The 25,737-nt window shown below is 72.6% G+C and carries 30 protein-coding genes; 12 read left to right on the top strand and 18 right to left on the bottom strand.

What is annotated here, in order from left to right; translation table 11 throughout:
* Window positions 1-189 precede the first annotated feature (189 nt).
* Genes KZI27_RS16840 through KZI27_RS16825 form a run of 4 tightly spaced genes read right to left on the bottom strand, consistent with a single transcriptional unit; the run spans window position 190 to window position 2,925 of the window.
* Entirely contained in the window at window positions 190-897 is a 708-nt protein-coding gene (locus tag KZI27_RS16840; RefSeq protein WP_222658518.1) for a response regulator, read from the bottom strand.
* A complete protein-coding gene (locus KZI27_RS16835; protein ID WP_222658517.1) occupies window positions 879-2,153 on the bottom strand; it encodes a sensor histidine kinase in 1,275 nt (424 codons plus the stop codon). The genes KZI27_RS16840 and KZI27_RS16835 overlap by 19 nt, the downstream gene beginning before the upstream one ends.
* A 56-nt stretch (window positions 2,154-2,209) precedes the next feature.
* Window positions 2,210-2,518 carry a transcriptional regulator gene (locus KZI27_RS16830; protein ID WP_222658516.1) on the bottom strand — a complete coding sequence of 103 codons (309 nt, stop codon included), beginning with the start codon at window positions 2,516-2,518 and terminating at the stop codon, window positions 2,210-2,212.
* Window positions 2,515-2,925, bottom strand: a complete 411-nt coding sequence (locus KZI27_RS16825) for a hypothetical protein (RefSeq protein ID WP_222658515.1) — start codon at window positions 2,923-2,925, stop codon at window positions 2,515-2,517. The genes KZI27_RS16830 and KZI27_RS16825 overlap by 4 nt, the downstream gene beginning before the upstream one ends.
* Before the next feature lie 130 nt (window positions 2,926-3,055).
* Between KZI27_RS16825 and KZI27_RS16820 the strand changes: the two genes are divergently transcribed.
* On the top strand, window positions 3,056-3,394 hold the full coding sequence (locus KZI27_RS16820) for a YciI family protein (RefSeq protein ID WP_222658514.1): 339 nt from the start codon (window positions 3,056-3,058) through the stop codon (window positions 3,392-3,394).
* On the opposite strand, the gene KZI27_RS16815 is transcribed toward KZI27_RS16820, so the two are convergent.
* Complete coding sequence (locus KZI27_RS16815; protein ID WP_222658513.1) at window positions 3,300-4,526, bottom strand: MFS transporter; 1,227 nt, start codon at window positions 4,524-4,526, stop codon at window positions 3,300-3,302. The genes KZI27_RS16820 and KZI27_RS16815 overlap by 95 nt on opposite strands.
* Window positions 4,527-4,579: 53 nt before the next feature.
* Here KZI27_RS16815 and KZI27_RS16810 point away from each other — a divergent pair, with 53 nt between their 5' ends.
* The gene (locus tag KZI27_RS16810; protein WP_222658512.1) at window positions 4,580-5,140 is read left to right on the top strand and encodes a TetR/AcrR family transcriptional regulator; all 561 of its coding nucleotides are present in this window, start codon (window positions 4,580-4,582) and stop codon (window positions 5,138-5,140) included.
* 117 nt (window positions 5,141-5,257) lie between these two features.
* A complete protein-coding gene (locus KZI27_RS16805) occupies window positions 5,258-6,151 on the top strand; it encodes an alpha/beta hydrolase (RefSeq protein WP_222658511.1) in 894 nt (297 codons plus the stop codon).
* Between the two features lie 118 nt (window positions 6,152-6,269).
* On the opposite strand, the gene KZI27_RS16800 is transcribed toward KZI27_RS16805, so the two are convergent.
* Window positions 6,270-6,752, bottom strand: coding sequence for an ATP-dependent zinc protease (locus KZI27_RS16800; protein WP_123314290.1), 483 nt, complete (start codon window positions 6,750-6,752; stop codon window positions 6,270-6,272).
* An 87-nt stretch (window positions 6,753-6,839) separates the two neighbouring features.
* On the opposite strand from KZI27_RS16800, the gene rimK reads away from it, so the two are divergent.
* Genes rimK through KZI27_RS16780 form a run of 4 tightly spaced genes read left to right on the top strand, consistent with a single transcriptional unit; the run spans window position 6,840 to window position 12,947 of the window.
* A complete protein-coding gene (gene rimK / locus KZI27_RS16795) occupies window positions 6,840-8,018 on the top strand; it encodes a 30S ribosomal protein S6--L-glutamate ligase (RefSeq protein WP_222658510.1) in 1,179 nt (392 codons plus the stop codon).
* A gap of 53 nt (window positions 8,019-8,071) precedes the next feature.
* The gene (locus KZI27_RS16790) at window positions 8,072-9,178 is read left to right on the top strand and encodes a 3-oxoacyl-ACP synthase III (RefSeq protein ID WP_123314289.1); all 1,107 of its coding nucleotides are present in this window, start codon (window positions 8,072-8,074) and stop codon (window positions 9,176-9,178) included.
* 8 nt (window positions 9,179-9,186) lie between these two features.
* The gene (locus tag KZI27_RS16785; RefSeq protein ID WP_410004036.1) at window positions 9,187-11,964 is read left to right on the top strand and encodes an alpha/beta fold hydrolase; all 2,778 of its coding nucleotides are present in this window, start codon (window positions 9,187-9,189) and stop codon (window positions 11,962-11,964) included.
* Window positions 11,961-12,947, top strand: coding sequence for an NAD-dependent epimerase/dehydratase family protein (locus tag KZI27_RS16780; protein ID WP_222658509.1), 987 nt, complete (start codon window positions 11,961-11,963; stop codon window positions 12,945-12,947). Before KZI27_RS16785 ends, KZI27_RS16780 begins: the two co-directional genes overlap by 4 nt.
* Here KZI27_RS16780 and KZI27_RS20310 read toward each other — a convergent pair.
* From KZI27_RS20310 to KZI27_RS16725, 11 genes are all read right to left on the bottom strand, one after another.
* Window positions 12,923-13,498, bottom strand: a complete 576-nt coding sequence (locus KZI27_RS20310) for a gamma-glutamylcyclotransferase family protein (protein ID WP_261783947.1) — start codon at window positions 13,496-13,498, stop codon at window positions 12,923-12,925. The two genes, KZI27_RS16780 and KZI27_RS20310, sit on opposite strands and share 25 nt — an antisense overlap.
* A gap of 73 nt (window positions 13,499-13,571) precedes the next feature.
* The gene (locus KZI27_RS16770) at window positions 13,572-13,763 is read right to left on the bottom strand and encodes a hypothetical protein (RefSeq protein ID WP_123314286.1); all 192 of its coding nucleotides are present in this window, start codon (window positions 13,761-13,763) and stop codon (window positions 13,572-13,574) included.
* A 38-nt stretch (window positions 13,764-13,801) separates the two neighbouring features.
* Entirely contained in the window at window positions 13,802-14,218 is a 417-nt protein-coding gene (locus tag KZI27_RS16765; RefSeq protein ID WP_222658508.1) for an MFS transporter permease, read from the bottom strand.
* Window positions 14,215-15,300, bottom strand: a complete 1,086-nt coding sequence (locus KZI27_RS16760; RefSeq protein WP_222658507.1) for an Asp23/Gls24 family envelope stress response protein — start codon at window positions 15,298-15,300, stop codon at window positions 14,215-14,217. Before KZI27_RS16760 ends, KZI27_RS16765 begins: the two co-directional genes overlap by 4 nt.
* A 76-nt stretch (window positions 15,301-15,376) precedes the next feature.
* Window positions 15,377-15,550: a CsbD family protein gene (locus KZI27_RS16755; RefSeq protein ID WP_123291762.1), complete on the bottom strand. Its 174-nt coding sequence runs from the start codon at window positions 15,548-15,550 to the stop codon at window positions 15,377-15,379.
* A gap of 98 nt (window positions 15,551-15,648) precedes the next feature.
* Window positions 15,649-16,212: a hypothetical protein gene (locus KZI27_RS16750; protein WP_111084758.1), complete on the bottom strand. Its 564-nt coding sequence runs from the start codon at window positions 16,210-16,212 to the stop codon at window positions 15,649-15,651.
* Entirely contained in the window at window positions 16,209-16,784 is a 576-nt protein-coding gene (locus KZI27_RS16745) for a DUF6286 domain-containing protein (RefSeq protein ID WP_111084757.1), read from the bottom strand. Before KZI27_RS16745 ends, KZI27_RS16750 begins: the two co-directional genes overlap by 4 nt.
* Window positions 16,785-16,793: 9 nt before the next feature.
* On the bottom strand, window positions 16,794-17,111 hold the full coding sequence (locus tag KZI27_RS16740; RefSeq protein ID WP_123291765.1) for a hypothetical protein: 318 nt from the start codon (window positions 17,109-17,111) through the stop codon (window positions 16,794-16,796).
* Window positions 17,108-17,299 carry a DUF2273 domain-containing protein gene (locus KZI27_RS16735; RefSeq protein WP_123291766.1) on the bottom strand — a complete coding sequence of 64 codons (192 nt, stop codon included), beginning with the start codon at window positions 17,297-17,299 and terminating at the stop codon, window positions 17,108-17,110. The genes KZI27_RS16740 and KZI27_RS16735 overlap by 4 nt, the downstream gene beginning before the upstream one ends.
* The gene (locus KZI27_RS16730; RefSeq protein WP_222658506.1) at window positions 17,296-17,760 is read right to left on the bottom strand and encodes an Asp23/Gls24 family envelope stress response protein; all 465 of its coding nucleotides are present in this window, start codon (window positions 17,758-17,760) and stop codon (window positions 17,296-17,298) included. The genes KZI27_RS16735 and KZI27_RS16730 overlap by 4 nt, the downstream gene beginning before the upstream one ends.
* Window positions 17,761-17,922: 162 nt before the next feature.
* Window positions 17,923-19,131 (bottom strand): AraC family transcriptional regulator, encoded by a 1,209-nt coding sequence (locus tag KZI27_RS16725; protein WP_222658505.1) that lies wholly within the window; start codon window positions 19,129-19,131, stop codon window positions 17,923-17,925.
* 115 nt (window positions 19,132-19,246) lie between these two features.
* On the opposite strand from KZI27_RS16725, the gene KZI27_RS16720 reads away from it, so the two are divergent.
* The 4 genes from KZI27_RS16720 to pgi all read left to right on the top strand — a co-directional run bounded on the left by KZI27_RS16720 (window position 19,247) and on the right by pgi (window position 23,917).
* Window positions 19,247-19,537: a metal-sensitive transcriptional regulator gene (locus tag KZI27_RS16720; protein ID WP_111084793.1), complete on the top strand. Its 291-nt coding sequence runs from the start codon at window positions 19,247-19,249 to the stop codon at window positions 19,535-19,537.
* 35 nt (window positions 19,538-19,572) lie between these two features.
* Window positions 19,573-19,791 carry a heavy-metal-associated domain-containing protein gene (locus tag KZI27_RS16715; protein WP_260233163.1) on the top strand — a complete coding sequence of 73 codons (219 nt, stop codon included), beginning with the start codon at window positions 19,573-19,575 and terminating at the stop codon, window positions 19,789-19,791.
* The gene (locus tag KZI27_RS16710; protein ID WP_222658504.1) at window positions 19,788-22,028 is read left to right on the top strand and encodes a heavy metal translocating P-type ATPase; all 2,241 of its coding nucleotides are present in this window, start codon (window positions 19,788-19,790) and stop codon (window positions 22,026-22,028) included. Before KZI27_RS16715 ends, KZI27_RS16710 begins: the two co-directional genes overlap by 4 nt.
* A 167-nt stretch (window positions 22,029-22,195) precedes the next feature.
* Window positions 22,196-23,917, top strand: a complete 1,722-nt coding sequence (gene pgi / locus KZI27_RS16705) for a glucose-6-phosphate isomerase (protein ID WP_222658503.1) — start codon at window positions 22,196-22,198, stop codon at window positions 23,915-23,917.
* Window positions 23,918-24,106: 189 nt separating this feature from the next.
* Here the strand turns inward: pgi and KZI27_RS16700 are convergent, their stop codons facing one another.
* Window positions 24,107-25,006, bottom strand: a complete 900-nt coding sequence (locus tag KZI27_RS16700) for a LysM peptidoglycan-binding domain-containing protein (RefSeq protein ID WP_222658502.1) — start codon at window positions 25,004-25,006, stop codon at window positions 24,107-24,109.
* 80 nt (window positions 25,007-25,086) lie between these two features.
* On the opposite strand from KZI27_RS16700, the gene KZI27_RS16695 reads away from it, so the two are divergent.
* A complete protein-coding gene (locus KZI27_RS16695; RefSeq protein ID WP_222658501.1) occupies window positions 25,087-25,620 on the top strand; it encodes a hypothetical protein in 534 nt (177 codons plus the stop codon).
* Window positions 25,621-25,737 lie beyond the last annotated feature (117 nt).

Below are 25,737 nucleotides of genomic sequence, written 5' to 3'. Positions count from 1 at the left end.
TCCGGTGGGCCGGGTCGGCACGGTGCTGGGTTGTTCGGCCCGTGGGGCTCCGGTTGCTCGGTGCGTCGTCGTGGCGGGGCACGGTGCGGTCAAGGCTGCACGGGGTGAGCGAGGGTGCACGGTGCGGGCGTAGTGCGAGCGCGGCACCGTGCGGACTTGTCCGGCCGGTGCCGGATCGATCGGCCTCGGTCAGCCGGCGACGCCGTGCTCGAACGCCCAGACGACCGCCTGGATGCGATCCCGCAGCGCGAGCTTCTGCAGCACGTTCGACACGTGCGTCTTCACGGTGGCGTCCCCGACGTACAGCTCGGCGGCGATCTCCGCATTGCTCAGGCCCCGGGCGAGGAGCCGCAGCACCTCCGTCTCCCGCTCGGTGAGCCCGGCGGATGCGAGGGCGGCGTCGCCGGACCGGTCGGGGGCGCGACCGCTCGCCACCGGCGCCGCCGTCGCCCGGCTGATCACCCGCCGCGTGACGTCGGGCGCGAGCAGGGCGTCCCCGGCGGCGACGGTCCGGACGGCGTCGATCAGCCGTTCGGGGGAGGCGTTCTTCAGCAGGAAGCCACTGGCACCCGCCTCGAGCGCTTGGAACAGCGCGTCGTCGCTGTCGAACGTCGTCAGGATGAGCACCGCCGGCGGGTCCGGCAACGCTGCGATCCGCCGCGCCGCCTCGAGCCCGTCGACGCCGGGCATCTGCACGTCGAGGCACACCACGTCCGGCTGCAGGGCCCGGACGGCCTCGACCGCACGGGCACCGTCGGGCGCCTCGCCGACCACCCGGAACCCCGGCTCGGACTCCAGGATCACGCGGAACCCGGCCCGCACCAGCTCCTGGTCGTCGGCGAGCACGATCGTCAGGTCGGTCGTGTCGACCGCGTCGTTCACGTCGTCGGCAGCCATGCCCGCACCAGGTAGCCTCCCCGGGCGCGTGGCCCGATCTCGATCCGTCCGTCCACGGCGGCGACCCGCTCCCGCATGCCGACGTGCCCGAGGCCGCTGCCCGACGGGTTCCGCGCCGCGCGTTCGCCGTGGCCGTCGTCGGTGACCTCGACCTCGACACCGTCGTCCAGGTACCGCAACCGGACGTCGGCGCGGGCGGTGGGGCCGGCGTGCTTGAGGACGTTCGTCACGGCCTCCTGCACGATTCGGTACGCGACGGCGGCGACCGTCGGCGGCACCGGACGCTCGTCGCCCACGACCACGTACTCGGTCGGGTGACCGGCGACCCGGGCCGACTCGGCGAGCTCACCGATGCGCGCGATGCCCTCGGTGCTCGGACCGTCCCCGACACCGGGGTCCCCGGCCCTCGGTTCGTCGACCGACCGCAGGGTGCCGAGCATCCGCCGCAGCTCTTCGACTGCGGTGCGCGCACTCTCCTCGACCACGCCGAGCGACGCCGTCGCCTGTGCCGGATCGCGGTCGATGACGCGTCGGGCGGCACCGGCCTGCACGCCCATCAGGGACACGTGGTGCGCGACGACGTCGTGCAGTTCGCGGGCGATCCGGACCCGTTCGATGGTGACGGCCTGGGCTGCGCTGCGCTCCCGTTCGGCCGCGAGCTCCGCGGTGCGTTCGTCGAGCTGGTGCCGCGCCACGGCCGAGGCCCACGCCCGGTTGCCGGCGTACCAGGCGGCACCGAAGTAGATGACGTTGATCACGATGTTCAGCAGCGAGTACGCGATGTACGGCGGGATGAGGGCGCCCTCGTCGTTCGGTAGCGCGTTCGGCACCGCCCACCCGAACGAGATCGCGATGAACAGCCACGCGAACATCCCACCGATGACGACCCACCGGACCGCCTCGGCCCGCACCCGGTCGGAGCACCACGCACCGACCGAGTACAGCGAGATGAACAGGGTGAAGTTGACCAGGAACACCTCGGGCACGTGCAACAGCTGCGTGGCCGCGAACGCCAGCGCGGACACCACGGCGGCCGACATCGGGAACCGACGGCGGAACGCGATCGGGACCGCGTTCGCGACGATCATCAGGGCGGACACCCACCAGGCAGCCTGGTCGTCGCCGTAGGTCCCGGCCGACCCGTACAGGACCGTGGTGACGGCCAGACCGGCGGCGAGCACCAGTGCGAGCACGGTGTCCTGCCGGTACTCGCGGCGCCCCACGGGCAGCCGTGACCACTCCGCCGTCGTCCCCATCCGCGAAACGCTAGCGGAATCCCGGTCCGTCGTGCATCGGCTTCGTGGCGCTCAGGTCAACTGTCGGGTTCAGCGATCGTGCGGATCACGGCGAGGTGCCGCTCGAACGCATCCCGTCCTGAGTCGGTGACGGCAAGCCAGCTCCTCGTGCTCCTCCCCACACGGAGTCTGCGGATGCGGAGGAAACCGGCCTCTCCCAGGATGGCCGCCGCTTGGGACAGCGTTGAATCGCTGACCTCGAGTGCGTCCCGAACGACACCGAACTCCGCTTCGTCCACCGTCCTGAGCAGGGCGAGCAGCGAGAAGCGCACCGGCGAGTGGACGCGGTCGTCGAGTTGGTGCCGGGGATGGGTGCCGCCCGTCATCGACGGTGGGGCCGAGCCGCGGTCGCCGCCACGACGAGCGGAGCCGCGACGAGGAGCGAGATCGCTCCCCAGGCCACCAGCGACGCCGACTCGTCGAGTCCTCGGAGCAGCGCGGCGTCGAGCGGAGCGACAGCGAGGAGGTAGAGGACGCCCGTCGCAACCCAGGCGACGGTCATCAGTCGGTTGCCTCCGCGGGGGACGACCCGCCGGGTACTCGCGACGAGCCACAGCGCGATGACGAGGACCGCGACGACCGCGAGGACGGGCAGTCGAGGGGCGTTCAGTCCCTCCACCAAGAAGACGAAGGACGCGACCACGGCGGCACTGCAGAGGAACACCGGTGTCTGCCAGCCGCGCCCTTGCCTGAGCCGGGTCCCGACCTCGATTCCTCGGATGGAAGTGTTCATGTTCACAGATTGTAAACGTCACGCCGCCGTGTCGCAGATGTCCCAGCGGAACATCAGCTTCGCGGCGAACGCGTCGATCGCCGCTCCGCCGGGCGGGAGTAGCCTCCGGCCAACGAGCAGGGGAGACGTCATGCAGTTCCTCGTCAACGTCATCGACGACGGGCAGGCCGAGGCTGCCGGGCGCACGGAGTCCGCCACCCAGGCCGAGGCCGCTGCGGTCGACGCGCTGAACCAACGCCTGGGCGACGCCGTCGTGTTCGCCGCCGGGGTGTCGGCTCCGGCTGACGGCACCGTCGTCGACGCCCGTGGCGGTGACTCGGACACGACGCCCGGGCTGGTGGCCGACGCCCCCGGGTTCGTCGCGGGCTTCTGGGTCATGGAGCTGCCGGATGCCGAGACGGCGCTCCGTGTGGCGCACGAGGCGTCGCAGGCGTGCAACCGGAAGATCGAGCTGCGTCCACTCCTGTGACGGCGGCGTCACCGTGCGGGGGGCCTCCGCGCCTGCTGACCACGGCGGGTACGGCGCTCGCCGCCGTGACGAGCGCCCCGACCACGAACGTCGTCGCGTAGCCCGCGGTGCCGACGAGTGCCCCGGCTGCTGCCGCTCCGACGGCCTGCCCGAGCACGAGTGCGACGAAGAGCATCGACGTCCCTGCCGACGACCGCGCAGCGTCGAGTTCGGTCGTCCAAGCGATCAGCGCCCCGGTCGCGGCCGTGTAGCCCCAGCCGAACACGGCGCAGGCCAGCATCGCCACCACCGTGGCCTGCGGCGCGAGCCCGAGTGTGACGACGGCCACTGCCACGGCGCCCGCGGTCGCCGCCCAGAGCACCCGCGCGGGGAGTCCGCTCGTCCACCGTGCCGTCACGGCGACCGCGGCGCCGCCGACGCCGAGCGCGGTCCACGCCGACACGGACACCACGGCTGGCGCGCCGGCGTCGACCAGCGCCGATCGGCCGTACGTCCACACGACCGCAGACCCGGCGCCGAAGAGCAGTGCGAGCGTCAGGACCCGACGGTGCGCCGCGAGCCACGCGGTCCCCGGTGCGGCGGCCCGGTCGGCGCCGGACCCGCTCCCGCGCGACACAAGCAGCAGCACGACGCCGACGACGAGGGCGAACAGCCCGGACCACGCCCAGGTCGTCCGCCAGTCCGGCAGCAGCACGAGTGCGAGCACGCCGGCGGCGACCAGCCCCGGCCCGGTCCCCGAGTTGACGACCGCCTGCGCCGTTCCCTGCACGGACTCCGGCACCGTGCGCGACACGAGCTGCACGAGGGCCGGTGACGCGAGTCCGGCTCCGGTCGAGGCGAGCACCGCGGCGACCCCAAAGGTCCACGGCCCCGGTGCCGTCGCCATCGCGAGCGCGCCGACCCCGGCGAACCCAGACGCCGCGGCGACGAGCACACGGGGGGCCCGTGCGGCGACCAGGAACCCGACCACCGCGCCGACGCAGTACATCGCCGAGGCACCCGAGGAGACCCACCCGGCGGCGTCCGGACGCAGCCCGAGGTCACGTTCGACGTCGGGCAGGAAGAGACCGAACGCCAGGCGGACCAGCCCGTACGTCGCGGCGATCAGGGCCACCCCGCTGCCGAGGAACACCCACTGTCGTAACGAAAACGATCGTTTCACTTTTGAGAGCCTAGGGTGCATCCATGGCGATGCGTCCAGGAACCGAGCAGAAGCTGCTCGACGCGGCCGAGGAACTCTTCTTCACGCAGGGCATCGCCGCGACCCCGATCGACGCCGTGCTCGATCGCGCCGGGATCTCGAGCGCCACGCTCTACCGCGGGTACGCGAGCAAGGAAGCCCTGGTCGCTGCAGCACTCGAGCGCCGGCACGAGGACTGGCTCGCGACGTGGGACCGTGCGGTCGAAGCCGCTCCGGACGACCGTGGCCGCCTGCTCGCGGTGTTCGACGCGCTCGACGACTACCGGACCACCGCCGCCGGCTCACGCTGGTGCGCCTTCCTCGGGACCGCTGCCGAGTACGCGGACGCCCCTGCCGAGGTGCACGCGGTGCTCGACCGCGAGACCGGCGCGCTCCGCACCCGGCTGACGGCGCGGGCCGCGCCCGTCGTCGGCGATCGTGCCGGTGCCCTCGCCGACCAGCTGCTGCTCGTCGTCTCGGGGTACCTCGCGATGCGCCTGCGCGACCCGTCGGTCGGGACGTCGACGGCGCGCGCGGTCGCCGCAGCGCTCGTCCGAGCCGCCTGACCGCTCGTCAGCCCCGGGGTTCTCCGACACCACGCTCGGTACCCTGCCCGGTGTGCAGCGACTCTCCTCGACCCTCGCGATGCAGCGCGTGACCTCTGACGGAACAGTGCCCCTCGGATGACCCGTTCGCGTGCGGCGACGATCACCCGTCGCTCGCTGCTGATCGGTGGCATCGGCGTCGTCGCCGCTGGTGCAACCGCGGAGGCGGTCAACCTCGACCTGCTCCCGGGTCGGTCGACGATGTACCGCGTGCTCGGGCTGAACGGTGCCGACGGCACGATCCCCGATGTCGATCCGGTCCCCTCGGTCTCCGGCACCTTCGTGTCGGCGTCCAGGAAGGGGCGCACGGTCGGCTGGACCATCGCCGCCCCGGCGTCGGACACCCCGTTGCCCGTCGCCGTCGCGCTGCACGGCTACGGCGACGACCACGCGTCGTTCTTCGGGCGGGAGCTCGGCTGGGACCGGTTCCTCGCGGCGCACATCGCGGACGGTGGGGCGCCCTTCGCGATCGCCTCGATCGACGGCGGCAACCGGTACTGGCACCACCGCTCGGACGGGGACGACCCTGCAGCGATGGTCGTCGATGAGTTCCTGCCCCGGATCGCACGGCGCGGGTTCGACACCGACCGGCTCGCGCTGACCGGGTACTCGATGGGCGGGTTCGGTGCCCTCCGGCTCGGCGGGGTGCTCGGTGCATCCCGCGTCCGCGCGGTGTCGGCGATCAGCCCCGCACTCTGGACGTCAGCGGCGGACACCGCGCGCGGCGCCTTCGACGACGCGGCCGACTTCCGCGCGAACACCGTCCTGCGTCGGCGGCGCGCGCTCGACGGGGTCGCGGTGCGCGTCGACTGCGGCAACGGCGACGGGTTCGCACCGGCGGTCCACACCTACTTCGACGGGTTCGACGCGCCACCGGCAGGGGGCTTCGAACCCGGCGCGCACACCCACGGCTACTGGCGGCGCCTTGCGCCGCAGCAGCTCGCGTTCCTCGCTCGCCACCTCGGTCGCTGACCCGAGTCGCGCCCTGGACGCGCGCCGAGACGGACGGGAGGCCCGTGGCGGGCCCGCACCGGGCCTCCCGTCCGTCGACCGGTCGCGATCACGGCACGCGGAACGTGACGAGGAGCGCTCAGGCGCGCCCGCGGTTCCGGCGCCGGATCTCCTTCGGAGCCCGTCCGGCCATGAAGGACCTCGCAGGGTCGACGAGGAACCCCTGTCGCAGGGCCTCTCGGCCGACGAGCATCCGGAACCCCATCTGGTCGCGGTTGCTCAGGGTGACCTCGGACTCGACGGCGCGCCCCGCCAGGGTGATCGTGGTGAGCACGACGATGCGTTCCTGGGTGTGCCCGGTCGAGCTGCGGATGACGCGCCGGTCGTGTACAGCGCACTCGATCGTGACCGCATCGGCATCGGTGTCCTGCCAGGGGTGCACCGAGAACCGCACCCGGTCACCGGGCAGTTCCTCGAGGTCGAACGCGTGCAGTGCCGAGCTGCGCGCACCGGTGTCGAGCTTGACCTTGATCCACGGCAGCCCGAGGTCCGGCAGGCCGGCCCACTCGCGCCAGCCGGCGACGACGAGCCCGCCGTCGGGGGACTTCGGAGCACGCGCCATGGCCCCATCTTGTCGTACGCCCGACGGCAGTGTCCGCGTGCTTTGATGGACCGTCGCCGTCGATCCGACCCCGCGGAGAACCCCTCGATGAAACTCGCCATCCTGTCGCGCGCCCCGCAGGCGTACTCCACCCAACGCCTCCGTGCGGCAGCGCTGGACCGCGGTCACGAGGTCAAGGTGCTGAACACCCTGCGCTTCGCGATCGACCTGTCCGGCGAAGACCCGGACCTGCTCTACCGCGGCAAGCTCCTGTCCGACTACGACGCCGTCCTGCCCCGGATCGGCAACTCGATCACCTACTACGGCACCGCGGTCGTGCGGCAGTTCGAGCAGATGGACGTCTACACGCCGAACACCGCGACGGGCATCACGAACTCACGGGACAAGCTCCGGGCGAACCAGATCCTGTCCCGGCACCACATCGGCATGCCCGCGACGACGTTCGTGAACAGCCGGGCCGACGTCCGCGGCGCGATCGAGCGGGTCGGCGGCGCTCCGGTCGTCATCAAACTGCTCGAGGGCACGCAGGGCATCGGGGTGATCCTGGCACCGGAGGAGAAGGTCGCCGAGTCCATCGTCGAGACCCTGCACTCGACGAAGCAGAACGTCCTGATCCAGTCGTTCATCTCGGAGAGCCGTGGCCGCGACATCCGTGCGCTCGTCGTCGGCGACCGGGTCGTGGCCGCGATGCGCAGGACGGCGTCAGGGGACGAGTTCCGGTCCAACGTGCACCGCGGCGGCACGGTCGAGAAGGTCACGCTGTCGCCCGAGTACGAAGCGGTGGCTGTCCGGTCGGCGCAGATCATGGGCCTCAAGGTCGCCGGCGTCGACATGTTCGAGGGCAACGACGGCCCACTGGTGATGGAGGTCAACTCGTCACCGGGGCTCGAGGGCGTCGAGCGTGCGACGGGCCTCGACGTCGCCGGCGCGATCATCGACTTCATCGGCAACCAGGTCGCCTTCCCGGAGATCGACGTGCGCCAGCGGCTCAGCGTCTCGACGGGCTACGGCGTCGCCGAGCTGCTCGTGCACACCAACGCCGACCTGGTCGGGAAGACGATCAAGGAGTCCGGGCTCTGGGACCGGGACATCACCGTGCTGACCCTGCACCGGGGCGCGACCGTCATCCCGAACCCGCGCAGTGGGGTGACGCTGCAGGCAAGTGACCGGCTGCTCTGCTTCGGCAAGCTCGAGGAGATGCGCTCGATGGTGCCGGACCGTCGACGCCGTCGGAGCACGATCCGGAAGCTCCCGAAGGACGCCTGACACCGCGCGTCCAGCCGAGCCGGACTGCACACACAGGCGAAATGAGGAAGTATGTGTCGGTGACGATCATGACGGAACGGCCGGTCGACCAGGCAGCGAACGGGCAGCGGGCGGCGAGCAGTGAACCCGAGCAGCCCGGCAACGCCACGGCGAAGCACCACAACGTCTCGCTGCTGTCCGTGGCGACGACCACCGCCGAACGCGTGACGACCTCTGCTGACATCGAGGCCCGGCTCCGCGGCGTGCTCCGTCGACTCCGTCTGCCGATGGGCCTGCTCGAGCGCGTCGCCGGTGTGATCGAGCGTCGCAACTGGGGCGAGGGCCAGACCTTCCAGGACGCCGCCATCGACGCCGGTCGTCGCGCCATGGCCGAGGCGGGTGTGCGTCCCGACGAGATCGGGCTGCTCATCAACACCTCGGTGACCCGTCCGCACCTCGAGCCGTCGGTCGCCGTGCGCCTGCACCACGGGCTCGGCCTGCCGTCGTCGGCGATCAACTTCGACATCGCGAACGCGTGCCTGGGCTTCGTCAACGCCATGAGCGTCGCGGCGGGCATGATCGACTCCGGTCAGATCAAGTACGCGCTCGTCGTCGACGGCGAGGACGCCGACCAGGTGCAGCTCAACACCATCGACCGTCTGAACCAGGGCGGCCGGAACCGCAAGGACTTCATGAGCGAGTTCGCCAGCCTGACCCTCGGGTCCGGCGCCGCGGCCGCCGTGCTCGGCCCGGCGGACCTGCACCCCGAGGGCCACCGGATCGTCGGCGGCGTCACCCGCGCGGCGACCCAGTGGTACGACCTGTGCGTCGGCAGCGTGGACGGCATGTTCACGGACGCCAAGATGCTGCTCAAGGGCGGCATGGAGCTCGTCGTCGCCGCGTGGACCGAGGCCCGCGCCCACTTCGACTGGGCGAACATGGACCGCTACGTCCTGCACCAGGTCTCCGACGTGCACACCAACGCGTTCGTCGAGGCCATCGGCATCCCGCGCGACAAGGTCCCCACCACCTACCAGCGGTTCGGCAACGTCGGTCCGGCGTCCATCCCGATCACCCTGGCCGACGAGGTCGAGTCCGGCGGCATCCGCCGCGGCGACCGCGTGTTCCTGGGTGGCGTGGGCTCCGGCATCAACACGGCGATGATGGAACTGCACTGGTGAGGTCCCGGCTGCCCCGCGTCGCCGCGAGCACGGCTCCGGCGACGCAGCCGCCCTCCCTGCCCGGTCTCGACCCGGCGTGGTCACGCCTGGTGACGGTTCCGGAGTGGTCCGAGAGCCGCTCGGGAGGTGGGCCCACGCGGGCCGGTTCCGGGGCGTCGCGGAGCTTGCGGAGCGACGTTCCGGCCGAGCCCGTGGGGACGGATCGCGCCGCGCGCACCTGGCACCTCCTCGACACGGCCGGGTCCCTGGCCGCGCTCGGCGTGGAACCGGTCGGCACCATCCTGTGCGTGCACGGCAACCCGACGTGGTCGTACCTGTGGCGGTCGGTGCTCCGCACCTCGCTCGAGGTCGCCCGCGCCGGTGGTCCGGCGTGGCGCGTGGTCGCCGTCGACCAGCTCGACATGGGCTTCTCGGAGCGCACCGGCGTCGAACGGGGGCTGCCGCAGCGCGTCGCGGACCTCGGCGCCCTGACCGACGAACTCGGACTGACCGGCCCGGTCGTCACCCTCGGCCACGACTGGGGCGGCGTGGTGTCGCTCGGCTGGGCCGTCGACCACCCCGACGTCCTCGCCGCGGTGATGACGTGCAACACCGCCGTGCACCAGCCCGACGACGCCCCGATCCCCGCGCCGCTGCGGCTCGCCCTGGGCCCGGGGCTGCTCGGCCGAGCGACCGTGGTGACGCCGGCGTTCCTCGAGACGACGCTCGGCATCGCGCACCCGAGGCTCGAGCGTGCCGTGGCCGACGGCTACCGTGCGCCCTACCGCGGTGCCGCCCGACGCGGCGGCATCGGGGGCTTCGTCGCGGACATCCCCGTCGACGCCCGGCACCGGAGCGCGCCCGAACTCGACCGCATCGCCGCCGGGGTCGCGGCGCTCGAGGTCCCGGCGCTGCTGCTCTGGGGTCCCCGCGACCCGGTGTTCCTGGAGCGCTACCTCGACGACCTGTCCGAGCGGCTGCCGCACGCCGACGTGCACCGCTTCGAGGGCGCGGGCCACCTGTTGCCGGACGACGCCGACGTGGCGGGCGCGGTGTTCGACTGGATCGGCGACCGCCTGCCGGACGGACACGTGCCCGAGACGGTCCCCACGGGCCTCCCGGTCGACGACCACCAGTCGACCGACGTGAGCCGCCCGCTCGGCGCCGCGCTCGAGGACCTGCGCGACAGCGACGAACCCGCCCTGGTCGAGATGGCTGCTGCCGGCGGTCCCCGCACGATCACGTGGCGCCTGCTCGCACGTCGGGTGGACGAGATCGCCGCCGGGCTGGACGACCTCGGTGTCCGGAGCGGCGACCGGGTCTCGCTCCTCGTCACCCCCGGAGCCGACCTGACGGCCGTCCTGTACGCCTGCGTGCGGATCGGCGCGGTCGTGGTCGTGGCGGATGCCGGGCTGGGCCTGCGCGGCCTGACCCGTGCGGTGCGCGGAGCCCGGCCCGACTGGATCATCGGCGCGTTGCCCGGACTCGGAGCCGCCCGTGCGCTCGGCTGGCCGGGTCGCCGCATCGCGACCGTCCCGCTGCCCGCCCCCGCTCGGCGTGCCCTGCGCGTGGAGCACACGCTGGTCGACGTCGCCCGGCGCGGCGCCCGTCGACTCGCCCACGGCTCCGCGCTCCCCACGGTGCCGACGTCCGACGCTCCGGCAGCGATCCTGTTCACCTCCGGGTCGACCGGTCCGGCGAAGGGCGTCGTGTACACGCACGGACAGCTCGGAGCCGTCCGCGACGTCCTGGCGACCCAGTACGACATCGGGGTCGGCACCGGGCTCGTCGCGGGCTTCGCACCCTTCGCCCTGCTCGGTCCCGCCCTCGGGGCGCGGTCGGTGGCCCCGGACATGGACGTCACCGCGCCCCGCACCCTGACGGCCCGTGCCGTGGCGGCCTCGGTGGCCGCGGCGGACGCGACCGTGGTGTTCCTGTCGCCGGCGGCGCTGGCGAACGTCGTGGCGACGGCGACGGCGTCGGCGCTGGACGGTGCCGACCGTGCGGCGCTCGCACGCGTCCGGCTGTTCCTGTCGGCGGGTGCCCCGGTGTCCGCCGCGCTGCTCACCGCGGCGACGGAGCTGATGCCGAACGCGAGCGCGCACACCCCCTACGGCATGACCGAGGGACTGCTCATGACCGACGTCGACCTGGACGGCGTCCGTTCCGCTGCGGCCTCGGACGACGAGGGCATCTGCGTCGGCGCTCCGGCGGCGAACGTCCGGGTGCGGATCGCGCCGCTCGACGCCTCGGGCGCCGCGACCGGGGCGCTGACCGACACGGCGGGCGTCACCGGCGAGATCGTCGTCGCAGCACCGCACGTGCGCGACCACTACGACCGACTGTGGCGGACGAACCGGGTCGCGCGACTCGGCGTCGAGGACCCGCGCGGACACCGCACCGGCGACGTCGGACACCTGGACGCCTCCGGGCGCCTCTGGGTCGAGGGGCGGATGCAGCACGTGCTCACCACCCCCGACGGCGTCGTCACCCCGGTCGGACCGGAACAGCGCATCGAGGGCGTCCCCGGGGTCGGTCGTGCCGGTGTCGCGGGGATCGGCCCGCGCGGGACGCAGCAGGTCGTCGCGGTGGTCGAGACCACGAGCGGACGACGTGCCCGGCGTCCCGCCCTGGCGTCGCCGGCGTTGGCCGCGTCGGTCCGGGCGGCTGCCGGGGTCCCGATCGCCGCCGTGCTGACCGTGCCGGTGCTGCCGACGGACATCCGGCACAACTCGAAGGTCGACCGCACCCGGCTGTCCCGCTGGGCGACCGCGGTGCTGTCCGGCGGACGGATGACCCGGCCGTGACGGTCCTGGTGACCGGGGCCAGCGGGTTCCTCGGGCAGGCCACCGCCGCAGCCGTGCGCGACGCCGGGCACGAGGTCCGCACGTTCCAGCGGCGGCCCTCGGGGGTCGCGGGCGTGCAGGACGTCGCCGGCACGATGACCGACGACGCCGCAGTGGTACGCGCGGTCGACGGGGTCGACGCCGTCGTGCACCTCGCCGCGAAGGTCTCCCTGGCGGGTGACCCTGCCGACTTCGCTCGCGTGAACGTCGACGGCACCCGAGCGCTCGTCGACGCCGCACGTCGTGCCGGTGCCCGGCGCTTCGTGTTCGTGTCGTCGCCGTCGGTCGCGCACACCGGATCGTCGCTGGTCGGCGCCGGAGCGGGCGTCGCCGAACCGCAGCACGCTCGTGGTGACTACGCCCGCACGAAGGCCGCGGCCGAACTGCTCGCGCTCGACGCCGATGCTCCGGGGTTCGCCGTCGTCGCCGTCCGGCCGCACCTGGTGTGGGGACCGGGGGACACCCAGCTGATCGGCCGCATCGTCGAGCGGGCACGGGCCGGACGGCTCCCGCTGCTCGACTCCGGGGCCGCCCTGATCGACACCCTCTACGTCGACAACGCCGCCTCGGCCATGGTCGCGGCGCTCGAGCACGCGGCGGACGACGACGTGCACGGCAACGCCTACGTCGTCACGAACGGCGAGCCCCGGCCCGTCGCGGACCTGCTCACCGGGATCTGCGCGGCCTCGGGCGTCGCAGCACCCCGGTGGCACGTGCCGGCGTCTGTGGCACGGGTTGCGGGGTCCCTGGTCGAGGCCGTGTGGCGGGTGCGTCCGGGGCAGGACGAGCCACCGATGACCCGGTTCCTCGCCGAGCAGCTCTCGACGGCGCACTGGTTCGACCAGCGCCGCACCCGGGCCGACCTGCAGTGGGCGCCCTCGGTGTCGATCGACGAGGGCCTCGCGCGCTTGGCGGCGGCTCAGACCTCGTCGGCCGCCACGTAGACCCAGGCCGACAGACCCGAGGCGAGTTCGACCCGGATGCGCTGGTAGTCCGCGACCTCGTAGTCGTCGACCGCGCGGAGCTGCCACTCGTAGCCGAGGGTCAGGGTCGACCCCTCGACGACGTCGTCCGCAGAGCCGCGGCGGAGGATCGGGTGCAGGTCCGAGCCGCTGGTCCGGACCACCTCGGGGTCGGTTATCGCCACCCAGTCGAGCCGCCACCCGGGCAGCGTGTCCGGTGTGGTCGGGACGTGGTCGCCGAACAGCGACTCCTGCACGAGCGGCTGCCGCAGCGTGCCGTACGAGAACACCCGGTGCGTCTCACCCGGACGCGGCGTCGGGCGCTTGACGGGCCGGGGAGCGATCGTCGGGGTCGAGGTCCAGACGAGTGCGCCCGCGACCCCGGTCAGTCCGAGGTGGAGCAGTCCGACGACGACGAGGAGGATCCCCCAACCGACGCCGACGGCGATCGCGATGATGCCGACGACGAGACAGACGAGCGCGAACGCGCCGAGACCGATGACCCAGCGCTGGCCGTGGGAGAGACGCTTCACGTCGAGAGGCTAGCGGACCGGAGGCCCGGAGCACGCGCGCCGGTCGGCGGACGTGATCCGGGCCTCCCGGTCGTCAGCTGTGCCGTTTGGCGGCCTTGGCGATCTTCTTGCCCAGCTTCTTGCGGGCCTTGCGGGCGTGCGGATCGTTCCACGCCTTGCGGACGGTCTCGCCCTTGGACGTCTTGATCACCGGACGGTTCGCGCGCGAGCCGAACCAGAACCCGACGAGGACGATCAGGCCGATGACGATGATGCGGTTGCGCATTGTGGGACTCCTTGGTCGGTGGTGCAGGTGCCGGCGGTTCAGCCGGTGAAGCGTTGCCAGAGCTCGGTGACGATGGGCCACACGTCGCCGGCGCGGTCAGCGGAGCCGACGGCGACCAGGACCACGGGGACGATCGTGACGGCGATGCTCACCAGCACAGCGAGCACGACGGCGATCGTCGCCGTGGTGGTGTGCCGCCGGGTGAGCGCGAGCGCGAGGAGCGCCAACACGACGACCAGGCCGAGCACCGCGATCACCGTGACCCGGATGAACGGGAACGGGACGAGGCCCGCGGTGGTGGCCGTGACGCCGCCGAGGAAGCCGACCAGGGGCAGGAACGCCCCGAGCAGGACCCCGGCGACCAGGACCACGCCGATGCCACCCGCGATCCACACGCCGCGTGGCCGGGGCCGTCGGTCGCGGGGCCGACGACCGCCGGACCAGGCGGTGGTCACGGGCGGTCCGCGGCCGGCGTCGTCGGCTGGTCGGCGTCGCGGGCGGCTGCCCGCGCTGCCTCGCTGGCGTCGGCCGCAGCGTCGGCAGCGTCCTGCGCGGCGTCCTCGGCGGAGTCTGCGGCACGCACCGCTGCGTCGGCGGCGGTCTCACCGGCCGGGCCGGAGGTCGCAGCGGTGTCGTCGGCCGCAGCGGCCGTCCGTGCGCGGTCGGCTGCGTCGCGGGCGGTGTCCGCGGCGTCCCGGGCGTCCTCCGACGCCCGGTCGAGTGCGTCCGATGCGGCGTCGTGCACACGGCCTGCCGTGTCGGTCGTCGCGTCGACGGCCCGCTCCGCTGCGTCCGCGGTCGCGTCGGCGGCACGCTTCGTGGCGTCGGCGCTCGCGGCAGCGGCACGCTTCGTCGTGTCCGCGGTGGCGTCGGCTGCGCGTCGAGCGGTGTCGACCGTCGCGTCGGCGGCACGCTTGGTCGCGTCCGCGGTGGCCTCCGCAGCCTGCTTGGTCACGTCGGCCGTGGCGTCCGCGGCGCGCTTCGTCGCCTCGGCGGTGGCGTCCGCTGCCTGCTTCGTGGCATCGACGGTGGCGGATGCCACGCGCTTGGTGGTGTCGCTGGTCGCCTTCGCGGCGTCCTGCATCGCGTCGCCGACGGCAGAGGCGGCACGCTCGACGGGCGAGGGTTCGTCGTCGAACGGTCCGTGCACGTCGAGGACGCGGACGTCCACCGTCGTCGGCTTGGTCGAGACCTGACCGGCGGCAGCGGCCACCTGTCGGCGGACCTCGTCGGCGACCTCGCGGACGTTCCGCGGGTAGGTGACGATCACGGAGACGTGCACCGCGAAGGTGCCGTCCTCGTCGTCGACCTGGACACCGGCGGTGCCGGCGGAGCGGCCGAGCCGCTTCCGCAGTTCGTCGGCGGCTCGGGAGACGGTCCCGCCGAGGTGGTGCACGCCGGGCACACCGAGCGCCGTCTCCGCCGCGGTCCGCGCGATCAGCATCGCGGGGGTCGCGTCGTCGGGCAGCGGCTCCGTCAGTTCTGCGGGCAGGGCCACCTCGGTGACCTGCGTGTGCGCATGGGGGTCGTGCTGCATGGTTCCTCCTCGTTCGGGTCCGCGGAACGCATCGGGGCACTCGACGTCGCGAGTGCCCCGAGGCGCATCGAGCGTCCTAGTTCTTGAAGACGTCCTTGACGTCCTCGCCGGTCTTCTTGACGCTCGCGGAGGCCTGGTCCTTCTGGCCCTCGGCGACCTTGGAGTCGTCGTTCTGGGCCTTGCCCACGGCCTCCTTCGCCTTGCCGGCGAGGTCCTGTGCAGCGTTCTTGATCTTGTCGTCGAGTCCCATGACGGGTCCTTTCATCGGTCGGGCGTGCGCCCGATGGTGGGTGTTGCGTCGGTCTTCGGTGGGCCGGGAGGCCCGGGGTCGCGTCCGGCTGACGGGTGTCAGTGGACGCGGGTCGACTTCGCGAGCGCCGAACGGGTTCCACCGGTGAGGTGGACCAGGACGGGCACCTGGCGGCCGAGCGTGCGGTCGAGGACCGCGACGGCGCGGTCGACGGCGTCGAGCACCGAGACGGCGTCCCCGCCGCGGCGGACCGCGACGCGGATGCGAGCGGCACGCTGCTTGCGCACCAGGTAGGTGTCGACGCGGGAGCCGACGACGTCGCGGACCCCGGCGAGCTCGTGCTCGACGACGTCGCGGACGAGGGCGACGTTCACCGTGACGGCGTCCTCACCCGAGCGTTCGCGGACGGCGACGGACGTGCCGCCCCCACCGCGGGTGAACACCCAGACGAGGGCGAGCACGATCACGACGGCGCAGGCGACGGCGACGATCCAGAGCGAGGACGCGGGGACGTCCAGGTTGCTCGGCAGGTCGACGTAGGGCTTGATCGCGTCCTGCACGGCGGGCAGCACACCCGCGCCGATGGTGAGGCCGACGACGACGGCGACGAGGCCGAGGACGAAGAGGATGATCCGGTTCATGGTCCGGTTGCTCTTGGTCATGCGAGGGTCCCCTTCTCGTCGATGCGGACGCGGATGTTCTGGCCGAAGCGTTCGTCGAGACCACTGAGGCGGTCGCGGACGGCCGCCTGCACGGCCTGCTCGTCGACCGGGATGCCGGTGACGGGCACGATCCGGACGTCGGTGCGGCGACCGCGTGCGGTTGCCGAGGCGTTGCCCTCGGGGACCCCCGCTGCCGTCCCGGCGGCGTTGGCCGCGGTCGAGGCGACGATGCGGGTGTCGATGACGACGGCGCCGCGGTCGTGCTGGACGACGGAGCGGTGCTGGCGGCCCGGCTTGAGGGCCAGGACGATCAGCACGATGCCGAGGACCACGAGCACGACGGCGATGACCTCGGCGATCGTGACGAACGCGGCGTCGGGCTGCAGCGCGGCGTCGACGGCGGTCTGCGGGTCGGCGAGGAGCGGAGGCCGCCCGATCGCCCGCAGGACCGACTCCGTGCCGATCCACGCGGCGACCAGTGCGAGGACCACCAGCGCCACCGCCACTGCGGTCGAGCGGGAGCGGTGCACGCTCCGACGACGGATGCGTCGTTCGACGGAACCGTTGCTCATGATGGTCTCCTACCGGGTTCGGGACTCGCGCTCGCGCACGATCCCGGTGAGTTCGATGTGGGCACTGCCGACGCGGCGGCCGGTGAGTTCGCTCACGCGGCGCTTGACCTCGTCGGCGACCTGGGCCGAACGGGCGACGAGGTCGTCGCCCGCGGCGATGGGGCCGGTGACGTCGAGGGCCATCGCACCGGCCGCGTCTCCGAGACCGACCCTGACCCGCTTGGCGGGCGCGCCGAGCCGTTCGGCTGCGACGGCCCGCGCCAGCGAGGTCAGTGCACGAGCGGTGATCTCGACGCGGCCCGGGACGACGTCCGGGCCGGCGTTCACCGGGAGCTCCGGCGCCCGGTGAGCACGTCGGTCAGGGCGCCACGGTCGATCTTGCCGGTGGCGAGGGCGGCCACGAGGGCCCCGATCGCACCGAAGACGATGACGAGGACGAAGCCCCAGAACCCGAACTGCAGTGCGACGACTGCGAGGACGGCACCGATGAGGGCACCGATCAGTGTGTTGCTCATGCGACTCGCGCTTCCTTCTTCTCGTCGTTGTCGTTGTCGTCGTCGTCGCCCGGGATGAAGACGTCCTGGACGGTCACGTTGACCTCGGCGACCTCCATGCCGACGATCTGCTCGAGGGCACGTGCGACGCTGCTGCGGACGCCGTCGGCGACCTGCTGGAGCGACACCGGGTACTCGGCGACGATGACGATGTCCGCGGCGACCTGCTTCTCGCCGACCTCGACCTTGACGCCCTGACCGAAGTCGCGCTGGCCGATCGCGTCGCGGAGCGCACCGATCGCACGGGCGGCGCCGCCACCGAGCGAGTGCACGCCGTTGACCTCGCGGGCGGCGATGCCGGCGACCTTCGACACGACGGTGTCGTCGATGACGGTCTTGCCGGTGACGCCGCTGTTCGAGCCGGCGTGCGAGGTGGTCCGGGCCGCGGCGGTGGTGGCCGGGGTGGTGGTGGTGTCAGCCATGGTTCGTTCCTTCCGATTGACCCGCCGGGCGTTCCCAGCGGTTGCTGTTCACGGATGAGACGGGCTGCACCAGAGATTCGTCACACATGACTTTCCGGATTCGGCAGAAATCCAGGAATCCGCGGGGACACGGGGATGTGGCTGTACCCCCTGGCCGTCCACTCAGGCGGTTTCGCGCGTTCCGTCCACCGCGTTGCGTTCTGCAGCGGCGCGGATCGCCCGGGCGCACGCCATCGGGGACTCGCCTCGCTCGGCCCGGAAGAGCTGCTGCAGCCGTCGCGGCAGGACCCCGGCGGCGTCGGCGATCTCCTGCAGGGAGAGGTCCTCGGTGGCGTGCTGCTCGATGAAGGAGACGGCGCGGCGGACGCGCCACGAGGACCGGCCGCTGTCCGGTCGTGCGGACAGGGAGGCGCGGCGGGTGGCGGCAGAGTCCTCGCCGAACCGCTCGCGGTAGGCGGTGGCGAACCGACCAGGGTTGGTGAAGCCCCACCGGCGCGCGACCACGGCGACGCTGTCGGCGTTGGGGGATCGGTCGTCGCCGGCACGCAGGAGCTCGCTCCGGACCCGGTCGAGCCGGTGCTCGCGCAGGAACTGGTGCGGCGTCGAGTCCAGCGTGCGGGCGAACACGTCCTGCAGGCCGCGCTGGCTGAGTCCGCACGCCGCGGCGATCTCCGACACCGCCGGACGCTCGGCCGCGTGCCGCTCGACGTACCGGATCGCGTCGCGCAGGCGGTTCGCGACGGGGACGTCGTCACCGCGGTTGCGGATCGGGAAGGTGTCGAGCACGACGATCGCCAACCGGCGGTTCAGCGCGGTCCGCATCGGACCGACCACGCGGTCGTCGACGAGTGCCGGGCCGAGCTCCCCGATCAGGTGGCGCAGCGGTTCGCGGCGGGCGATGACCTCGTCCTGCTGCTCGAAGAGGAGCGGGCCGTCCGGCAGCCGGTAGCCGAGGTCGCGCCCCACGGTCCGCAGGAACGAGTCCGCGATGTGCACCCCGTTGTAGACCGTGCCGTCCGACTCGAAGCGGTACGCCTCGGACGCGCTGGCGATGTAGGGGCTGCCCGGCTCGACCACCCGCGTGCGGTCGGGGAAGTGCATCTCGAGCCGGCCCTTGGTGAGCCAGAAGACCACGTGGTCCTCCCGCGCCCCGATGACCCCGCCGCGGCGCCCGCCCTCGGCACGCATGGTCCGTAGCGTGAGGTCGTCGTCGCCGACCACCGTGTACTCGTAGCGGGTGTCGTGGGTCGCGTACGTCTCGGAGGCGAAGCCGGACCCGTGGTACTCCGCCTCGAAGATGTCGGAGTAGTCCGAGCCGTCGCCGTCGGCGAACCGCAGCTTGCGGAAGCCGTTCGTCGTCGGATCGGTCATGGTCGAAATCATGACACCGACCGCGCGGCGAGGTGAATACCCGCGTTCGCGCACCGTCCGTCGCTCCGAGGGAATACCCTAGGGGGGTACCGTATTGAGGACCGTGGAGGCCACCATGCACGAACACGTCGGGTACATCGGCGACAAGGACGACCTGCTCAAGCGGCTCCGTCGCGCCGAGGGGCAGGTGCGCGGCATCGCCCGGATGGTCGAGGACGAGACGTACTGCATCGACGTCCTCACCCAGATCTCGGCGGCGAACCGGGCGCTCGAACGTGTGGCGCTCTCGCTGCTGGAGGACCACCTCAAGCACTGCGTCGCCGAGGCCGTGGCCGAGGGCGGCGACGCCGCGGACGAGAAGGTCCGCGAAGCGAGCCAGGCCATCGCCCGGCTCGTGCGCTCGTGACCCCCGCCCACACCGGAACCACAGGAGGAGACACCGTGACCACCGAACTGCTGCTCGTCGAGGGCATGACCTGCGAACACTGCGTGATGAGCGTGACCGAGGAACTCACCGGACTCGAGGGGGTGTCCGACGTCGCCGTGGCGCTCGTCCCCGGCGGTGCCTCATCGGTGACCGTGACCTCGGACGCACCCGTCGACCCCGAGGCGCTCCGCGGCGCGGTCGCCGAGGCGGGGTACGAGGTCGTGCCGTCGTGACGGAGGGCATCGTCGAACTCGACATCACGGGCATGACCTGCGCCTCGTGCGCGAACCGCATCGAACGGAAGCTGGGCAAGCTGCCCGGGGTCACCGCCACCGTCAACTACGCCACCGAGAAGGCGCAGGTGCAGGTCGCGGCCGACGGCACCGCCGACCCCGCGACCCTCATCGCCGCCGTCGAGTCCGCCGGGTACGGCGCGACCGTGCCCACCCCGCCGGCCGACACCACGGCCGACGCGGACACCGACGCCGACGACCCGGCTGCCGCGCTGCGCCGTCGACTCGTCGTGTCCGCGGTCCTGGCCGTCCCGGTCGTCCTACTCTCCATGGTGCCGGTCCTGCAGTTCCCGAACTGGCAGTGGCTCGCCCTGACGCTGGCGGCCCCCGTCGCGGTGTGGGGCGCGCTCCCGATCCACCGTGCGGCCTGGGTGAACGCCCGACACGGCGCGGCGACCATGGACACCCTGGTGAGCGTGGGCGTGCTCGCGGCCTTCGGCTGGTCCCTGTACGCCCTCTTCTTCGGCGACGCCGGCACGACCGGCATGCACATGACCTTCTCGTGGATCGCGACCGACCCCGAGGCGACCGACCTGTACCTCGAGGTCGCCGCGGCCGTGACGGTGTTCATCCTGGCCGGCCGGTACATGGAGGCCCGCGCCAAGCGGCAGTCCGGAGCAGCCCTCCGCGCCCTGCTCGAACTCGGCGCGAAGGAGGCCACGGTGCTGCGGGACGGCGTCGAGCAGCGCGTCCCGACGTCGGCCCTCGTCGTCGGGGACGTCGTCGTCGTGCGGCCGGGGGAGCGGATCCCGAGCGACGGCCTCGTGCAGGACGGGTCGTCGGCCGTCGACCGCAGCATGGTCACCGGCGAGTCCGTCCCCGTCGAGGTCGGACCGGGCGACCGGGTGACCGGTGCGACGATCAACGTCGGCGGCCGGCTCGTGGTCGACGTCACCCGCGTCGGCGCCGACACCGAACTCGCCCGGATGGGGCGACTCATCGAGGACGCGCAGACCGGCAAGGCCGACGTGCAACGCTTGGCCGACCGGGTGTCCGGCGTCTTCGTGCCGATCGTCATCGCGCTCGCCGTGCTGGCGTTCGTCGGCTGGCTCGTGCTCGGCGGTTCGGTCACGGCGGCGTTCACCGCAGCCGTCGCCACGCTCATCATCGCCTGCCCGTGCGCCCTCGGGCTCGCGACCCCGACCGCGCTGCTCGTCGGCACCGGCCGTGGATCGCAGCTCGGCATCCTGATCGGCGGCCCGCAGGTGCTCGAGCAGACCCGTGGCGTCGACACGATCGTGCTCGACAAGACCGGCACCGTCACCACCGGCGAGATGACCATGCGCGCGGTGACCTCCGCCGACGCCGCCCTCGACGAGGACGCCGTGCTCCGCCTCGCTGCGGCCGTCGAACACGGGTCCGAGCACCCGGTGGCCCGTGCGGTCGTCCGTGCGGCAGTGGCCCGGCACCTCGACGTCCCGACCGCCGAGCAGTTCGAGTCGACCCCCGGCGCCGGCGTGCAGGCCGTCGTGGACGGCGACGTCGTCCTCGTCGGCGGTACCCGCTGGCTGACCTCGTCGTGGGCGATCCCCGTCCCCGACGCGGTGACCGCGGCGATCACCGCCGCCGAGACCGACGGCGGGACCGCGGTCGTCGTGGCCCGGAACGGCAGTGTGCTGGGCGTCGTGGTCGTCGGTGACACCGTGAAGCCCGAGGCGGCCGACGCCGTCGCGCGGTTCGTGGCCCTCGGCCTCCACCCCGTCCTGCTCACCGGCGACAACGACGGAGCAGCCCGAGCCGTCGCCGCGCAGGTCGGCATCGACGAGGTGCACGCCCGCGCGACCCCGGCCGGCAAGCTCGACACCGTCCGGGGCATGCAGGCCCGGGGACGGAGCGTCGCCATGGTCGGCGACGGTGTCAACGACGCCGCGGCGCTCGCCGCGGCCGACCTCGGCATCGCGATGGGCGCCGGCACCGACGCGGCGATCGCGGCCAGCGACATCACGGTCGTGAGCGGTCGGCTCACCGTCGTCGCCGACGCCGTTCGGCTGTCGCGGGCCACGCTCGGCATCATCAAGGGCAACCTGTTCTGGGCGTTCGCGTACAACGTGGCGGCGATCCCGCTCGCGATGGCGGGGCTGCTCAACCCGGTGCTCGCCGGCGCCGCCATGGCGTTCTCGTCGGTCTTCGTCGTGACGAACAGCCTGCGGCTGCGTCGTTTCGCACCCCGGCCCTGAGGCCGACCACCCGCCGGACGTGACGCGCGCAGCGAACGCAGCCCGCGCCTCCCGTCCGGCGGTGCGCACCACGGTGCCGACGGCACTACGCTCGAAGACGGTCCGCGACGCACTGGTGCGGTGACCTGCGGGCTGTACGTCTCGAACGTGATCCCAGGAGGACCGAAGTGACCGAATCCGCTCCCGTCGACCCCACATCGACCGAAGGCTGGAAGAAGCTCGACGGCATCGCCGCCGACTTCACCCCTGACCTGCGCGGGTGGTTCGACAGCGACCCCGGCCGTGCCGAGCAGTACACGTTCCAGGCAGCAGACCTGACCGTGGACCTGTCGAAGGGCCTCGTCACCGACGAGATCCTCGCCGCCCTGCTGCAGGTGGCGAAGGACACCGGCGTCGCCGAGCGCTTCCAGGCGATGATCGCCGGTGAGCGCATCAACGTCACCGAGGACCGCGCCGTCCTGCACACCGCGCTCCGCCGTCCGAAGGCGACCGAGGGCCTCGTCCCGGCGGCCCCGCTGACCGTCGACGGCCAGGACGTCGACGCCGACGTGCACGCCACGCTCGACAAGGTCTACGGCTTCGCGTCGCAGGTGCGCGACGGCTCGTGGACCGGTGTCACCGGCAAGCGCATCGAGACCGTCGTCAACATCGGCATCGGCGGATCGGACCTCGGCCCGGTCATGGTCTACGAGGCGCTCAAGCCCTACGTCCAGCCCGGCCTCGAAGCCCGCTTCGTGTCGAACATCGACCCGGCGGACATCTACGAGAAGACCGCGGACCTCGACCCCGAGACCACGCTGTTCATCGTCGCGTCGAAGACCTTCGGCACGCTCGAGACCCTGACCAACGCGCGGCTCGCCCGCCAGTGGCTGTGGGAGGAGCTCGGCCTGACCGACGCCGCCGACGACGAGAAGAAGAACGCCGTCGCCAAGCACTTCGTCGCCGTCTCCACCGCCCTCGACAAGGTGGAGGCCTTCGGCATCGACCCCGAGAACGCCTTCGGGTTCTGGGACTGGGTGGGCGGCCGCTACTCGGTCGACTCGGCCATCGGCACGAGCGTCATCGTCGCGATCGGTCAGGAGAACTGGGAGCAGTTCCTCGCCGGCTTCCACGCCATCGACGAGCACGTCCGCACCACGCCGCTCGAGCAGAACGTCCCCGTCCTGATGGGCCTGCTCAACGTCTGGTACACGAACTTCCTCGGCGCCCAGAGCCACGCGGTCCTGCCGTACACGCAGTACCTGCACCGCTTCGCTGCGTACCTGCAGCAGCTCACCATGGAGTCGAACGGCAAGCGCGTCCGCTGGGACGGCTCGCCCGTCACCACCGAGACCGGCGAGGTCTTCTGGGGAGAGCCCGGCACGAACGGCCAGCACGCGTTCTACCAGCTCATCCACCAGGGCACCCGCCTGATCCCGGCCGACTTCATCACGGTCGCGAACCCGGCCCGTCCGCTCAAGGACGAGACCGGTGACGGCAAGGGCGTCGCGCCCGGTACCGACGTGCACACGCTGTTCCTGGCGAACTTCTTCGCGCAGACGAAGGCGCTGGCGTTCGGCAAGAGCGCCGACGAGGTCCGCGCCGAGGGCACCACCGACGAGGGCATCGTCGCGGCGCGCACCTTCCCGGGCAACAAGCCGACGACGTCGATCCTGGCGCCGGAGCTCACCCCGAGCGTGCTCGGCCAGCTCATCGCGCTCTACGAGCACATCGTGTTCACCGAGGGCACCATCTGGGGCATCGACTCGTTCGACCAGTGGGGTGTGGAGCTCGGCAAGCAGCTGGCGCTGCAGGTCACGCCGGCCGTCGAGGGCGACCAGGCCGCGCTCGACGCGCAGGACGCCTCGACCAAGGCGCTCATCGCGAAGTACCTGGAGCTGCGCAAGTAGCGCACGTCCCCACCTGCGAGACGGGAGGCCCGTGGCGGATCCGCCACGGGCCTCCCGTCCGTCTGCCGGTCGCGCTGGCCGCGGGGCGGACGCGGCCCGAGACTCGGGGTGAGCGACAGTTCACGGAACGCGCGCGCCGAGAACTGTCGCTGAGCGCGAGTCTCGGGCCCAGCGCTCCGAGACTCGCGGTCAGCGGCCGAGCGGGTCGAGGTTGAGCGTCGTGCCCTCGTACAGGTGCTGGACCTGCCCGAAGACCTGCACGCCCTCGTTCAGCCACACGAGGTCCCGGACGGTGATGCCGAACCGCGCGGCGACGTCACCGATGAGGTCGTCCGGTGCGACGGTGTACGCCGCCGGAGCCCCGGCGGCGGTCGTCCCCGCGACGGCCCCGGCCGCGTTCGCCCGGGTTCCGGCGTCCTTCGGGTGCACGTTCGTCTGCCGTGCGGGCACCGACCACCGCACGGTCGACACCGCGAGGACCTTGCCGGCCGCGATCTCCACGGGGACGTCCTGTCCCGGTGCTGCCGCCGAGGACACGACGAGGGTGCCGAGGTGCGACGGGTCGACCCCGGAGCCGCTCAGGGGGACGTCCACCGCGGTCGCCGCACTGGTCGGCCCGCCGAGGACCCGGTCGCCGACACCGGGGTAGGTCAGGCCGTCGCCGACCGCGCGAGGCAGGTCGAACAGCCCGACGCCGACCGGCACCGGCAGCGTCGAGGTGAAGCCGGAGTACTGCGCGGTGAAGGTGTCGTCGCCGTTCGCGACCACCCGGAAGTGGAAGTGGATGCTGCCCTTCGGCGATGCGACGTCGCCCTGCGCGAGGACGGTGCCCGCCGGGATCGGCGTGAGTGTCGGCGCGGGCGCGGCGGACTCGGTCGGCTCCGGGGTCGGCGTGCGCGGGTTCGCCGAGGCCTCGAGCAGGTCGGATGCGGACTCGCCGTCGGGTGTCGCGGACGGGGTGTCGCTCGGGGTCGTGGTCGCCGACGGCGTCGAGGGGGCCGGCAGAGCATCCGGCCCGCGCAGCAGGGAGCACCCCGACACCGCCACCGTCGCGGCCAGGACGACAGCGACGGCGCTGATCCGGTTCATGATTCCCCCTCAGGTCGATGCTAACCCGGTGGCAACCCGGTGGCAGCTCGGTGTCGGTCGGAGCGGCTACGGTCGAGGCCATGGAGCGTTCGGAGATCCTCGCCGCGGCTGCCGCCGCGCACGCCGCCCGCATCGCCGAAGAAGGCGGTGACGACGGCGCCGCTCGTGAACGGGCGGAGAGTGTCCGGCGCCGGGCCGACGGCCTCACCGACCGGTACGACACGGTCGAGGGCGCGAGCGAGTCCGACGCGCGCGACGCCGCACGTCGGCGTGCGGCCGAGGCCGACCGTGCGGCCTCCCGGACCGAGGGCGTGCTGTCCGACTGGCACCGGATGGGCACGCGACGCGGTGTGACGCCCGACGCCCAGGTGCGCACGGCGTGGACCGTGACCGGGGTGCCCGAGCGCGGCGACGCCCGGGCGCTGGCGAACGTCCTGCTCTCGACCGCGGGGCACGCGGGTCGCGTCGCCGATGCCGCGCGACGCAACCCGGCGCTCTCCGGTGCCGCCAGCGCAGCGGCCCGGCGGACGGTCCGGCGGTACACGGACCACGGTGCGGACATGGCCTCGCTCGGCGACGTGCTGGGGGACAGCCCGGAGCCCGACGAGTCCTGACGCCCGCTCGGAGTGCGTTGGAGCGCTCCCGTTCTGATCAGGTGTTATGTGGACCGATCCAATCGTCCTGACGACAGAATGTCCAATTGACAGGACATGGATTCGGGTTACCATCGG

Source organism: Curtobacterium sp. TC1 (genome assembly GCF_019844075.1).
Classification (GTDB): Bacteria; Actinomycetota; Actinomycetes; order Actinomycetales; family Microbacteriaceae; genus Curtobacterium.
This window is presented reverse-complemented; position numbering and strand designations above follow the sequence as displayed.

Coding starts and splice junctions, on each gene's coding strand:
- rimK (WP_222658510.1), top strand. CDS start 6,840: ATGAAACTCGCCATCCTGTCGCGCGCCCCGCAGGCGTACTCCACCCAA.
- KZI27_RS16720 (WP_111084793.1), top strand. CDS start 19,247: ATGCACGAACACGTCGGGTACATCGGCGACAAGGACGACCTGCTCAAG.
- KZI27_RS16830 (WP_222658516.1), bottom strand. CDS start 2,518: ATGACGGGCGGCACCCATCCCCGGCACCAACTCGACGACCGCGTCCAC.
- KZI27_RS16805 (WP_222658511.1), top strand. CDS start 5,258: ATGACCCGTTCGCGTGCGGCGACGATCACCCGTCGCTCGCTGCTGATC.
- KZI27_RS16840 (WP_222658518.1), bottom strand. CDS start 897: ATGGCTGCCGACGACGTGAACGACGCGGTCGACACGACCGACCTGACG.
- KZI27_RS16725 (WP_222658505.1), bottom strand. CDS start 19,131: ATGACCGATCCGACGACGAACGGCTTCCGCAAGCTGCGGTTCGCCGAC.
- KZI27_RS16755 (WP_123291762.1), bottom strand. CDS start 15,550: ATGGGACTCGACGACAAGATCAAGAACGCTGCACAGGACCTCGCCGGC.
- KZI27_RS16695 (WP_222658501.1), top strand. CDS start 25,087: ATGGAGCGTTCGGAGATCCTCGCCGCGGCTGCCGCCGCGCACGCCGCC.
- KZI27_RS16735 (WP_123291766.1), bottom strand. CDS start 17,299: ATGAGCAACACACTGATCGGTGCCCTCATCGGTGCCGTCCTCGCAGTC.
- KZI27_RS16810 (WP_222658512.1), top strand. CDS start 4,580: ATGGCGATGCGTCCAGGAACCGAGCAGAAGCTGCTCGACGCGGCCGAG.
- KZI27_RS16700 (WP_222658502.1), bottom strand. CDS start 25,006: ATGAACCGGATCAGCGCCGTCGCTGTCGTCCTGGCCGCGACGGTGGCG.
- KZI27_RS16770 (WP_123314286.1), bottom strand. CDS start 13,763: ATGCGCAACCGCATCATCGTCATCGGCCTGATCGTCCTCGTCGGGTTC.
- KZI27_RS16760 (WP_222658507.1), bottom strand. CDS start 15,300: ATGCAGCACGACCCCCATGCGCACACGCAGGTCACCGAGGTGGCCCTG.
- KZI27_RS16745 (WP_111084757.1), bottom strand. CDS start 16,784: ATGAGCAACGGTTCCGTCGAACGACGCATCCGTCGTCGGAGCGTGCAC.
- KZI27_RS16730 (WP_222658506.1), bottom strand. CDS start 17,760: ATGGCTGACACCACCACCACCCCGGCCACCACCGCCGCGGCCCGGACC.
- KZI27_RS16835 (WP_222658517.1), bottom strand. CDS start 2,153: ATGGGGACGACGGCGGAGTGGTCACGGCTGCCCGTGGGGCGCCGCGAG.
- KZI27_RS16750 (WP_111084758.1), bottom strand. CDS start 16,212: ATGACCAAGAGCAACCGGACCATGAACCGGATCATCCTCTTCGTCCTC.
- KZI27_RS16800 (WP_123314290.1), bottom strand. CDS start 6,752: ATGGCGCGTGCTCCGAAGTCCCCCGACGGCGGGCTCGTCGTCGCCGGC.
- KZI27_RS16825 (WP_222658515.1), bottom strand. CDS start 2,925: ATGAACACTTCCATCCGAGGAATCGAGGTCGGGACCCGGCTCAGGCAA.
- KZI27_RS16820 (WP_222658514.1), top strand. CDS start 3,056: ATGCAGTTCCTCGTCAACGTCATCGACGACGGGCAGGCCGAGGCTGCC.